11 protein-coding genes are annotated in these 12418 nt (G+C 55.6%); 4 read left to right on the top strand and 7 right to left on the bottom strand.

All coding sequences use genetic code 11. From position 1 onward, the window contains the following. Positions 1-68 precede the first annotated feature (68 nt). The 7 genes from ACSF8X_RS05270 to ACSF8X_RS05240 form a co-directional block, all read right to left on the bottom strand. Positions 69-1358, bottom strand: coding sequence for a NupC/NupG family nucleoside CNT transporter (locus tag ACSF8X_RS05270; RefSeq protein WP_047879717.1), 1290 nt, complete (start codon positions 1356-1358; stop codon positions 69-71). 207 nt (positions 1359-1565) lie between these two features. Then, complete coding sequence (locus ACSF8X_RS05265; protein ID WP_500850850.1) at positions 1566-2351, bottom strand: TatD family hydrolase; 786 nt, start codon at positions 2349-2351, stop codon at positions 1566-1568. Beyond that, on the bottom strand, positions 2341-2511 hold the full coding sequence (locus tag ACSF8X_RS05260; protein WP_169753932.1) for a DUF5363 family protein: 171 nt from the start codon (positions 2509-2511) through the stop codon (positions 2341-2343). The genes ACSF8X_RS05265 and ACSF8X_RS05260 overlap by 11 nt, the downstream gene beginning before the upstream one ends. A 15-nt stretch (positions 2512-2526) precedes the next feature. Further along, positions 2527-4776, bottom strand: a complete 2250-nt coding sequence (gene glgX / locus ACSF8X_RS05255) for a glycogen debranching protein GlgX (RefSeq protein ID WP_500850849.1) — start codon at positions 4774-4776, stop codon at positions 2527-2529. Positions 4777-4828: 52 nt separating this feature from the next. Further along, positions 4829-6409 carry a peptide chain release factor 3 gene (gene prfC / locus ACSF8X_RS05250; protein WP_047879767.1) on the bottom strand — a complete coding sequence of 527 codons (1581 nt, stop codon included), beginning with the start codon at positions 6407-6409 and terminating at the stop codon, positions 4829-4831. Positions 6410-6714: 305 nt separating this feature from the next. Continuing rightward, positions 6715-7161, bottom strand: coding sequence for a ribosomal protein S18-alanine N-acetyltransferase (gene rimI, locus ACSF8X_RS05245; RefSeq protein ID WP_500851142.1), 447 nt, complete (start codon positions 7159-7161; stop codon positions 6715-6717). A 23-nt stretch (positions 7162-7184) separates the two neighbouring features. Continuing rightward, positions 7185-7586 (bottom strand): DNA polymerase III subunit psi, encoded by a 402-nt coding sequence (locus tag ACSF8X_RS05240; RefSeq protein ID WP_047879716.1) that lies wholly within the window; start codon positions 7584-7586, stop codon positions 7185-7187. Positions 7587-7978: 392 nt separating this feature from the next. Here ACSF8X_RS05240 and ACSF8X_RS05235 point away from each other — a divergent pair, with 392 nt between their 5' ends. The 4 genes from ACSF8X_RS05235 to ACSF8X_RS05220 all read left to right on the top strand — a co-directional run bounded on the left by ACSF8X_RS05235 (position 7979) and on the right by ACSF8X_RS05220 (position 12198). Further along, positions 7979-8245: a hypothetical protein gene (locus ACSF8X_RS05235; protein WP_500850848.1), complete on the top strand. Its 267-nt coding sequence runs from the start codon at positions 7979-7981 to the stop codon at positions 8243-8245. Positions 8246-8365: 120 nt separating this feature from the next. Next, complete coding sequence (locus tag ACSF8X_RS05230; protein WP_500850847.1) at positions 8366-9100, top strand: YjbF family lipoprotein; 735 nt, start codon at positions 8366-8368, stop codon at positions 9098-9100. 15 nt (positions 9101-9115) lie between these two features. After that, positions 9116-10006, top strand: a complete 891-nt coding sequence (locus ACSF8X_RS05225; protein WP_500850846.1) for a capsule biosynthesis GfcC family protein — start codon at positions 9116-9118, stop codon at positions 10004-10006. Then, positions 10003-12198 carry a YjbH domain-containing protein gene (locus ACSF8X_RS05220; protein ID WP_500850845.1) on the top strand — a complete coding sequence of 732 codons (2196 nt, stop codon included), beginning with the start codon at positions 10003-10005 and terminating at the stop codon, positions 12196-12198. Before ACSF8X_RS05225 ends, ACSF8X_RS05220 begins: the two co-directional genes overlap by 4 nt. The last annotated feature ends 220 nt before the right edge of the window (positions 12199-12418 follow it).

Genomic DNA, 12418 nt, shown 5'->3' with positions numbered 1-12418 from the left:
CCAGACAGCACAAACAAAAACGCCGCGGCACAAGGGCCGCGGCGTTTCAAACGGTATAACCGAAAGGCTTACATTGACAGGGTCACGAACAGACCAGCAATGGTTGCAGACATCAGGTTAGATAGAGTACCTGCTGCTACAGCCTTCATACCGAAGCGTGCGATGTCGTGGCGACGGCTTGGAGCCAGACCGCCCAGACCACCTAGTAGGATTGCCACAGAAGACAGGTTAGCAAAGCCACACAGTGCGAACGAGATGATAGCTTTAGTCTTGTCAGACATTTCAGCACCAGTCTGTGCAATCACCATGCCGCCTTCAGCAACGTCCTTCAGGTACGGTGCAAAGTTCAGGTAAGCAACGAATTCGTTCACAACCAGTTTCTGACCGATGAAAGAACCAGCTACAGTTGCTTCAGACCAAGGCACACCGATTAGGAACGCAAGTGGTGAGAAGACATAACCCAGAATCATTTCCAGAGTCAGCTCAGGCATACCGAACCAGCCACCGATACCACCAAGGATACCGTTAACCAGAGCAATCAGACCGATGAAAGCAAGTAGCATTGCGCCCACGTTAAGCGCTAGCTGCATACCAGAAGATGCACCCGCAGCCGCTGCGTCGATAACGTTGGCAGGCTTGTCGTCGCCAGACGTTGCATCGCTAGCCATCTGCTCAACAGCTTCTTCAGTTTCAGGCTTGATGATTTTAGCAAACAGCAGACCACCCGGTGCCGCCATGAAAGAGGCCGCGATTAGGTACTCTAGTGGCACGCCCATTGATGCGTAACCAGCCAGTACACCACCAGCAACAGATGCCAAACCACCACACATTACCGCGAACAGCTCAGACTGAGTCATTTTAGGTACGAACGGACGGATAACCAAAGGTGCTTCCGTTTGACCAACGAAGATGTTAGCTGTTGCAGACATAGATTCGGCACGAGAAGTACCTAGCGCCTTCTGCAGACCACCACCCAGGATGTTGATAACAACCTGCATGATGCCCAAGTAGTAAAGTACGCTAATCAGTGCAGAGAAGAATACGATTACTGGAAGTACGCGCAGGGCGAAAACGAAGCCGCCGCCACCGAATACTTCAAACATTTTGTCCGACGTCAAACCACCGAACAAGAAGTTGATGCCATCGTTACCATAAGCAATAACGTTGGAAACAGCAGTTGACATGCCATAAAGCACATCACGGCCCACAGGTACGTAAAGTACAAATGCACCTAGACAGAATTGGATGGCAAATGCGCCACCAACAGTACGAAGATTAATAGCTTTGCGGTTATCAGATAGAAGTACTGCGATTAGTAGCAGTACTACCATCCCAACCAGGCTCATAAACAGGCTCATAGTTTATGGCATCCCTTTAGTTAAGTTTGGCGTCTCGACAATTCGGCTCATTAAGAGTCCGGCGCATTATACTCATGCAGCGCCGGATAAAATAATGCCGCGCTCACAGTTTGCAAGGAAATAAAGCCAGCCCACAACCGCAAACGTGATACCAATCACAAATGATTGCAACCGTTTGGCGCAAACGTTTATATTTGTGATGTGGATTCATATCGGAATGCGGAATAATTCAGCTGCAGTTAAGTTTGTTACCTGCGCTATTTCCTGCTCACTTTCCCCCCGTATCGCCGCCAGTTCGGCCAACACCTGCACCAGCCGATCCGGGCGATTGGGCTGCCCCTGATAACCCGCCACCGGCATATCCGGCGCATCGGTCTCCAACAACAATGCCGTCAGGGGCAATGACGCTATTGTATGGCGGGTTTTATTGGCTCGGCGATAGGTGATCGTCCCCCCGACACCAATTTTGATACCCAGTTCAATTAGTTGCATTGCCTGTTGCAAACTACCGCTAAAACCATGATATACCCCGCCCGCTTCCGGGCAGTGACGCTTCAACAATTGCAGCAACTCCGGATAGGCCTTGCGGCAATGCAAAATCACCGGCAGCCCGTGCTGGTTAGCAAGCACCAACTGTCCCTCTAACAGCGACATCTGCTGTGCCCGATCGACATCAGCAATGGCAAAGTCTAGCCCACATTCGCCAACCGCGACGCACCGAGTGCCCAGCAGGCTCATTTCTGAACCAAGCTCGGCGGCAAGCCGCGCCATCGCCCCAGGGGTGTGCTCCGCACTGAAAAACGGATGCAGGCCGAGCCCGTAGTAGATCTGGGGAAAACAACCCGCGAGCTGGCGCACCTGTGCCCAATTGCGCTCACCCACAGCCGGCACCACCAAACGTCCCACACCGGCCTGTGCGGCCAGCGCCAGATAGTGGGCGGGATCATCGGCAAAAGGCGGGAAGTCAAAATGGCAATGGCTGTCAATCAACATCCCGCTCCCCCCGTTTTGGCTGGCAACGGTTATCGGGATGACGCGGGTCGTCATGATCATAACGCACCGGCGCACAGCTCCGGCGGTTCTCGGGCACCAACCCCATGGAGGCGCACCAGCGGTCGTATGCCGCCAGTGCCTGTTTGAGCCAATTTCGCATTACCTCTCCTACTCTTTACTTCCTCGACTTCGCGACCATCACAATCATACTACGCCCCGCGACAAGAACGGTATTGTCCGGGTAACTAGGGGCCACCTCCACCAGATAGATATCCTGCGGCGACGGGTTCGCAGTATTAATCAGCAGGTGCCAGTCGCTGTCGTCGCGATCAGGAATAGTAAATTCAATCGGGTCCCAATAGGCATTGCACACCACATAGAGCTCATCCAAGGTGATCGGGTGGTACACCGTCAGGGCAATGGAATGGGAATGCTCCGACCAATCAGGCTGATCAGGCATCACGCCGTGCCAGCGAATGTTGACGTCTTCCACCACCGAACTGAGCGGGGTGTGCAAGTTCCAGTCGATAGTCGGCTCGGCGCTGCGAACCTGTGCCAGCATCTGAACAAAACGCAGCATCTCGGCATGCTGCTCAAGCCCCTGCCAGTCAAACCAGCTTATCGGGTTATCCTGACAATAGGCATTGTTGTTGCCCTGCTGAGTACGGCGCACCTCGTCCCCCATGTTGAGCATCGGCGTACCGAGCGACAAGTAGAGCGTTGCCAGCATGTTCTTGCATTGGCGAACCCGTATCTCCTCGATGTCCTTGAGAGTCGTCGGCCCTTCAACCCCATAGTTGCTCGACAGGTTGTGGTTGTCACCGTCACGGTTGCCCTCGCCGTTCGCCAAGTTGTGCTTGTCGCTGTAGCTGACCAGATCATTGAGGGTGAAGCCGTCGTGGGCACAGATGAAATTCACCGAGCGATGGGGCGAGTGGTGGTGGCTGCAATAGATATCGGGAGAGCCGAGGATCCGCGAGGCAAAGCGGCTCACACAACCATTATCGCCACGCCAGAACGCGCGCACATCGTCGCGGTACTTGCCGTTCCACTCGTTCCAGCGATCACCGATAAACGAGCCGACCTGATACAGCCCCGCCGCATCCCACGCCTCGGCAATGATCTTGGTCGCGCACAGGATCGGGTCGGTATCTATCGTCCACAGCAAAGGCGGATCACTCATCGGCTGGCCGCTGCCGTCACGGGCCAGTACCGAGGCCAAATCGAAACGGAAGCCGTCGACATGCATCTCCGTGACCCAGAAATGAAGAGCATCGATGATCATCCGGCGCAACACGCTGTGGTTGGCATTGCAGGTGTTGCCACAGCCGCTGAAATTGCTATAACGGCCGTTCTCACGATCAAGCAGGTAATAACTCCCGTTCTGGAGCCCCTTGAAGCAGAATGTCGGGCCGAACTCATCGCCCTCGGCGGTATGGTTGAACACCACATCGAGGATCACCTCGATATCGGCCTTGTGCAGCTCGCGCACCAAGGTCTTGAACTCGTCTATGGCCGCCAGCGGGGTTTTCTCGACGCTGTAGCCCGAGTGCACCGAGAAGAAATTGATCGGGCTGTAGCCCCAGTAGTTCTGCTTGCCCTCGGGCGCATCGTCAACATCGAACTGCTGCACCGGCATCAGTTCTACTGCCGTGATCCCGAGCGACTTAAGGTATGGTATTTTCTCAATAACCCCGGCGAACGTGCCGCGTTTGGCCTCGCTAACGCCTGAATTGGGATGGCGGGTAAAACCACCGACATGCATCTCGTAGATAATGGTCTCGGTCAATGAGTGGCGCGGGGTGACGGTGCCCTGCCAGTCGAACTCACTTTGATCGACCACGATACTGCGCAGGCTGGCATCCATGTTGCGCCCCTTGCCGATCGCCCGCTGGCGGTCGTAATTGCGGCCCAAGCTGATCGCCTGGCTATAAGGGTCAATCAGCAGCTTGTCACCATCAAAGCGCTGCCCCCTCTCCGGATCCCAAGGGCCATCAACCTGAAAGCCGTAAACCTGCCCGTGGCCAATATTGCCGACAAAGATAAACCAGTAATGGCCCCGTTTGTGAATGCTCGGCTCAAGCTCGAAACTGTGCTCGGGGCTGGCCGCCTCAGCGCTCGCAAACAGGTGCAAGACAACCCGGGTCGCATCTTTGGAATAGAGGCTGAAATTCACGCCATTGCGCTTGACCGACGCCCCTAGCGGATAAGCCTCTCCCTGCCAGGTATAAACATCGTGTGACTGTGCCAATTCGTACATCGGACTCCCTCCGTGCCCCGCCGGGGCTATCTGCGTTTCGCAGGTATGGGCCGCTTCGCCCGCCATATGCATCAACCAGAATAGTAAACATCCAGAGAAAAACGTGCCGCCCAGTCCGCAAAAGCAAAAAAATACCGCCACACTCCCCTGACGAAAAACAGACATAAAAAAACCGCCCACAGGGGCGGTTTTTATCAGGTATCACCGGCTGGCGCGATTAGTGCTCGCGGGTTGCACGGAACTCAACCTCAGGGAAACGCTCTTTGGCCAGGTTCAGGTTAACCATGGTCGGTGCGATGTACGTTAGGTTGTCGCCGCCGTCCAGGGCCAGGTTGCTCTGGTTCTTGCGCTTGAAGTCCTCAAACTTCTTGCCATCGCCACACTCAACCCAGCGCGCCGTCGCAACGTTAACGCCTTCGTAGATAGCTTCCACGTTGTATTCAGCCTTCAGACGGGCAACAACCACGTCGAACTGCAGCACACCTACCGCACCAACGATCAGATCGTTGTTCTGCAGCGGGCGGAACACCTGTACCGCACCTTCTTCAGACAGCTGAACCAGACCTTTAAGCAACTGCTTCTGCTTCAGTGGATCTTTCAGGCGAATACGACGGAACAGTTCAGGGGCAAAGTTAGGAATACCCGCAAACTTCAGCGCTTCGCCCTGAGTGAAGGTATCACCGATCTGAATCGTACCGTGGTTGTGCAAACCAATGATATCGCCAGCATACGCCGTTTCCGCACGAGAACGGTCACCGGCCATGAAGGTTACAGCGTCAGAGATGCTCACCTGCTTACCGGTACGCACGTGGTTCATCTTCATGCCCTGGGTGTAAGTACCCGACACGATACGCATGAACGCAATACGGTCACGGTGCTTTGGATCCATGTTTGCCTGGATCTTGAACACGAAGCCAGAGAATTTCTCTTCTGTTGCTTCAACATCACGCTCTACCGCTTGACGCGTTTTCGGCGCTGGCGCCCACTCGGTCAAGCCATCTAGCATGTGGTCAACACCGAAGTTACCCAGTGCCGTACCGAAGTAAACCGGAGTCAGCTCACCGGTCAGGAACGCATCAAGATCAAACTCAGGGCAAGCACCCATTACAAGCTCAAGCTCTTCTCGCACGCTTTCGGCTAGGTTTGCACCAACTGTCTCGTCAAGCTCTGGGTTATCCAGACCTTTGATGATACGAACTTCTTGGATCTCATGACCATGACCCGATTCATACAGAATCGTCTCGTCACGGTGGATGTGGTAAACACCTTTAAACTCTTTACCACAGCCAATTGGCCAGGTAATTGGCGCACACATCATACCCAATTCGTTTTCAACTTCGTCCAAGACTTCCATTGGATCACGCACTTCACGGTCCAATTTGTTCATGAACGTCACGATTGGTGTATCACGCAGACGGGTAACTTCCATCAGCTTACGGGTACGATCCTCGACACCCTTAGCGGCGTCGATCACCATCAGGCACGAGTCAACCGCCGTCAAAGTACGGTAGGTATCTTCCGAGAAGTCCTCGTGTCCCGGGGTATCCAGCAGGTTAACCAGACAATCATTGTATGGGAACTGCATCACCGAGGTGGTTACCGAGATACCACGTTCTTTTTCCATCTCCATCCAGTCCGACTTGGCGTGCTGGTTTGAGCCGCGGCCTTTGACGGTACCGGCTTTCTGGATGGCGTTTCCGAACAACAGAACTTTTTCGGTAATTGTGGTTTTACCCGCATCCGGGTGAGAAATGATCGCAAACGTACGACGTTTGCCCACTTCAGTAAGAAAAGACATAAGCGTTGATAATCCTGTGAGAGATTTCAATGGTGACATGGCCACCGGCCACATATAGCCGGTGCCTGACTCCTAAACAGCGTGCATGGCCTGATAGCAGGACAAGCACCTCATCGTAACCAGAAGGCTGCCCGTTTCCGGGTGCCGCACCTCAAAGTTGCTACATATCGCCCTCTCGTCGATGTGCCGGTTTACTGTCAGGAGTGGTAAAGATGGCGGAATTATACGCAAACTCCAGCCAAAGAGACAGCACTAAGACGCCCGTGCCGCCCCCTGACCAGCAAGGGGCGGGCGCAGCCAACCCACTACATCACATAGTAAGTCATGATCAGGGCATCTTCACGGCCGTCCGCCGCCGGGTAATAGCCTTCGCGGCGGTTAATTTCATTGAAACCCGTCGCCTCGTACAGCTGGTAGGCACGGGTGTTGCTCTCGCGCACTTCGAGCCAAATCTCTTCGCCCGCACGGCTTTGAATAGCCTCGATAAAACCGTCGAGCAACTGCTTGCCGTAACCCTTGCCCTGAAGGGCCGGATCAATCGCGATATTGAGCAGGGTCGCCTCGCCAGCGACCAACTGGCCAAAACAGTAGCCCACCAGCTTGCCATCGACTTCGAGGGCAATATTGACGGCAATTCTATTGGGATCCTTGCGGATCATCGACTCGGCCCACGGAAAGGCATGGGCGGCCTGCTCGATACGCCACACATCATCTAGATGGTGCGGCGCCAGAGGAACAATACTGGATGTCATCATCAACAAATCAAAAGATAGGGTTAATTGTCATAGCTGCAAATTTGCTGCCACAAGGCTTTCTTGGCGCTGGGATGGGTGTGCATCTGCTTGAGCGGCACCGATGTCAGCAACTGGCACCCCGCCGGATGCGGTGCTGTGCAACCCGCCTGCCAGCACCAGGTAAGATGGTGCTCGCGGATCAGCTCAGTGGCCGAAGACGGCAGCAGCAACGCCTGCTCGGGCGTCAGCTTCATACTGAGCAGAATACGGCCGAACAGCCACCGGTCTTGCTCATCGAGCGGGTCATCGCAGACAAACAGCAACTTGCAGGTTTCAGGCAAATCAATGGCTGGCACCTCACGGTCAGGAAAAAAATCCGGCTTGCGTACCTGCCAGTACGTCAGCCCCATTTCCTGCATGAGCTGTAAATCTCGTTGTTTCATCCACTCACCTTGCTTGCCTAGATTATGGCTGGGGATACTACCAGATCCGCCCCTGACGGGCAGTAAAAAATACGGCAGGGTCGTCACCACACGGTTCAAACAGACAAAACATTCAAAAAAGGCAAGCCAATAACAAAAGCGTGCCCACTATCACCCTGTGAAAAAAAGCAAAATAAATTGCCATTAAAATCAGTTCAGAACCGTCGGTAAAAGGCAATAAATTGCTTTCGAGGCCATTGGATTTAGATTACAATCTACTCAATAAGTGTGGCAATTAATAATGCCGATTCAGCCCAATCAATCAGCCAGTTAGACTAACCAGCTCTTGTTTGGCGCGAACCGACCATAGCAAAGCCGCATCTACAGCAAAACTATACAGCAGAGGTAATACCATGAAAAAAATCGCCCTAACTCTAATCGCAGCTCTTTCTTTCGCTGGTTCAGCTATCGCAGCACCTGAAACTGCAGCGACTGCAGCATCTTCTACTTCTGGCGCAGCAGCAGGTACTGCCGGTGCAACTGCAGCAGCAGCTGGCGGCGTTACTGCAACTACTATCGCTGTTGGCGCGGCAGCCGCTGTAGCAGCAGTTGCAGTTGCTGACTCAGCAGGCAACGACAACGGCAACACTAACACTACAACTCTGAGCAACCAGAAGTAATTCTCTGCCTCAGTAGCGCCAACATTGGCTTGTTATATTCATAGCAAGCGCAACAATGCTGGATCAAGCAAAGCCAACCGCCCGCGGTTGGCTTTTCTCTGTCATCACTGGATGAGCCCCATGTTATCCATCTCCTTGCTTGCCAATGCAGTCCGTCCCCATTGGCGAAACCCGATGATGCGCGTAGCACTCGTCGGTGCCCTCACCCTACTAAGCGGGTGCAGCCAAAAGTTCAATGACGTCAACGACACATTGCAACTGGCCCTGTTCGGCGAAGCCGATACCCAACTCTCCACCTCTGATATCAACCAACTGCCTTATGCCAGCCTCTATGCGCGCATCAGCGAAGGCCCACAGGCCTTCATGGTGTTGGCCATTGCCGAACCAGCCAGCAAAAAGACGGGTCAAGTAACGGCAACACCAAAGCTAAAATGGCTCTCTGCCGACCGCGCCATGATCGTCACCGATGCCGGCCGGATCGTAAAAACCGTCGGCCTGCCACAAGGCAACCTGCAAGAAACATTCAGCCGCCAAGCCGACCCGCTGGCTCTCGGCCTGCATAAAGCCGACACCCCGACCACATGGCAGCACAGCATCGACTGGCAGCCGGGCTTCCACTTCGGCTACACCCTGCGCTCGGAATTCCGCCCTCAGGGCGATGCGGTGATCTTAGTGAACGACACCCCCAAGCAGGTGCTCCACTTCATCGAACATGTCTCGGTAGCCGAGCTTGGAATCGCGTACGACAACCAGTTCTGGATTGACCCAGACAACGGCCGGGTGTGGAAAAGCCTGCAAAAACCGGCACCGTCACTGCCGTACATCGAGCTCACCCTGCTAAAACCATTTGCGTAAGGAGCGACCATCCGTATGTTTTTCCGACTACTCCCTGTTGTCGCTCTGCTCAGCGCCAGCGTTGGCAGCCAAGCAGCAACACCCGCCAACGCGGCTCACACCGCACAGAACCCGAACAGCGTCACCATCACCCTGTTGCGACAATCCAGCCTAAGCGCCGATACAGAAAACAGCATCCAGCTTGATTACGGCCAGCCTGTCCGGCTCGAACAGGTTCTGCGCGACAGCCAGCAGCAGCTTGCCCAGCTTGACCGCACAACAACAAGCGAAACCGCCAGCGCACCGCGCAACTACTGGTTGGCCAGTGCCATCTACACGCCTGCGGCCGATCCGACAATCGCCCAGCAAAAAGAAAGCGTCCTGCGCCAGATCGACAGCCTGATCGCTGCCAGCGAAGATCCCCAAAGCCAAGCCGGTCTAACGGCGATGAAACAATGGGTGGCAACCCTGACAACCCAGAAAAAACGTCTTTCTGGACTGGATCTCGACACCACAAGCATTGACCCGCAGCACAACCCGCTCGTGCGCGACGATATCCAGCTTGTCGTACCGCAGCGCCCAGACTGGGTCCAGCTGGTCGGCGCGTTCACCATACCGCAGAGCAGCATACCGCAGAACACCACCGGGGATACTATGGACTGGGGCCAGATCCACTGGCAGCCTCGCACCGATGCCAACGGCTACCTCAGCAACATAGCGCTTGCACCGAACCACGCTACGAGCGAAGTGTGGGTGATCCAGCCCAACGGCGACACGGCCAAGCACCCTATCGCCTACTGGAATGCCTCGCACCACGATATCGCACCGGGAGCGGTGATCTTCATCCCATTCGACACGCTGCCCGACGCGGCCGCCTCACTGAATGACGACCTGCTTGTCCTTCTTCAAAATAGTGCCCTGCAATGAAACAGCAATACGCCTTACTGACCCAGTTTTGCCGCCTGTCGGCACTTAGCCTCGCCATCATGCCTGTGTTCCACGCCCAGGCCGACGAGTTCAGCTACCCACAGCTCCAGCCCTCGCAGTCTGATTTCGGCGGCGTCGGCCTGATGCAGATGCCGTCAGGCAGAATGGCCCCGGAAGGGGAATTCAACATTCAGGCAACGGTGAACGACAACTACCACCACTACACCGCGACCCTCCAGCTGTTCCCGTGGATGGAAGCCAATATCCGCTACACCCAAGTCAAGGACGTGCTTTACAGCAACAATCCTGATTTTAGCGGCGACAGTGTCTATACCGACAAGGGCATGGACTTCAAATTCCGCCTGATCGAAGAGAGCTACTGGCTACCGGAGACCTCCATCGGTATCCGCGACTTTGCCGGTACCGGCCTGTTCGACGGCGAATACATCGCCGCCACCAAGCGGGTCGGCCCGGTTGACTTCACCCTCGGCATGGGCTGGGGCTACATCGGCAACAGCGGCAACATCGACAACCCGTTCTGCCACGTTGCCGACCGTTTCTGCGAACGCCCTTCAGGCGCATCAGGCCGCGGCGGCATGGCCGAATTCAGCAACTTGTTCCGCGGCCCGGCCGCCCTGTACGGTGGTCTTGAATACCAGACCCCGTGGGAGCCTCTGCGCCTGAAGCTGGAATACGACGGCAACGACTACATGGGTGACCGCCCGACGCTCAAAAACGCTGCCGACATGACCCAGTCGAGCAAGTTCAACGTCGGAATGCTCTACCGCCTTGGCGACTGGGGTGACATCCGCGCCAGCTACGAGCGCGGCAATACCCTGACCCTAGGCTTCACCCTGCGCACCAACTTCAACGATCTCAAGAGCCACTGGAAAGACGAGCCGATACCGCCGTACCAGCCAGCCAAGGCAACGTTCGCAGACGACGACAGCCGCTACCTAGAGATGGCCAAGGCCCTCGACACCGTGGCAGGCTACGACGAGATCAACCTGTACCAAGGCGACGACCAGCTGACCCTTGTTGCCAACCAGAACAAATACCGCGACCGCGAGCAGGCCCACCGCCGTGCCGCCACCATTATGGCCAACTACGGTACCCCGGTTGAACAATACCGGATCATCGAGACCAGCAACCGCCAGCCGGTGACCGAAACCCGAATCGATGCCGCCCGCTTTGCCGATGTGGCACAAGTTAACGACATCGGTATCGGCATGGCCGACGCCACCACGACTCAGGCACCGAGCACGCCGGAAGGCCGCCACGTTGCCGAGCCGAACAAAAACTGGGAAGTGAGCCTAGCACCGACCCTGCAACAGTCGATCGGCGGCTCAGAAGACTTCTACCTCTACAACATCGGCCTGAATGCCGGGGCCAATTACTGGTTCGGCAACCACTTGGCTCTTGGTGGCTCGATCTACATCAACCTGCTGGATAACTACGACAAGTTCCTGTACGACGTACCACCTGACGGCACCGACAACAAGCGTGTCCGTACCCTTGTCCGCCAGTACATCAACGACAACCCGGTACGGCTCAACAACCTGCAGCTGACCTGGCTCGATCACTGGGGCGACAGCTGGTACAGCCAAGCCTACGGCGGCTATCTGGAAACCATGTTCGGCGGTGTCGGCGGCGAGCTGCTGTACCGACCTATGGGCAGCAACTGGGCCGTCGGCTTCGATGCCAACTACGTCATCCAGCGTGATCCCGACTCGCAGCTAGGCTTCTTCACCGAAGAAGTGCACTTCGACCCAACCACCAACCGCTACTACCGCGTGCAGACTGGCACCCTGACCGGCCATGCCACGGCATACTACCAGCCGCAATGGCAGTGGTTGCCGAACACCCTGCTCAAGGTCAGCGCCGGTCGCTACCTTGCTGAAGACATGGGCGTAACCATCGACATCTCGAAGCAGTTCGACAGCGGCGTGATCGCCGGTGCCTATGCCACCTTCACCAACATGTCTACCGACGACTACGGCGAAGGCAGCTTCAACAAGGGCTTCTACCTGTCGATCCCGTTCGACATCATGACCGTGAAACCGAGCAACAACCGGGCGACCATTGCCTGGGCACCGCTAACGCGTGACGGCGGCCAGATGCTAAACCGCAAGTACTCGCTGTTCGGCATGACCGATGCCCGCCACCCGTGGTATCAACGACCGGCCAAGTAACCGGCACCCTATATCCAAACACGACAAAGAGGCGGCTACCGCCTCTTTTTTTTGCCCGTAAAAGGGCGAAAACATAGCGCAGCGAGAAAGCAGCAGGGAAATACGAGAACAGAGAAGATCAGCGAGAAAGAGATGAATAGATGAAGGATATAAGGGAAACAAGCAAGGCAGAGGCAGAGGCAGAGGCAGAGGCAGAAAATGAGAAAGAAAAGAAAAGACA

Source organism: Photobacterium panuliri (assembly GCF_059920555.1).
The sequence above is the reverse complement of the archived record's forward strand: the minus strand, read 5'-3'. Positions and strand labels throughout refer to the sequence as shown.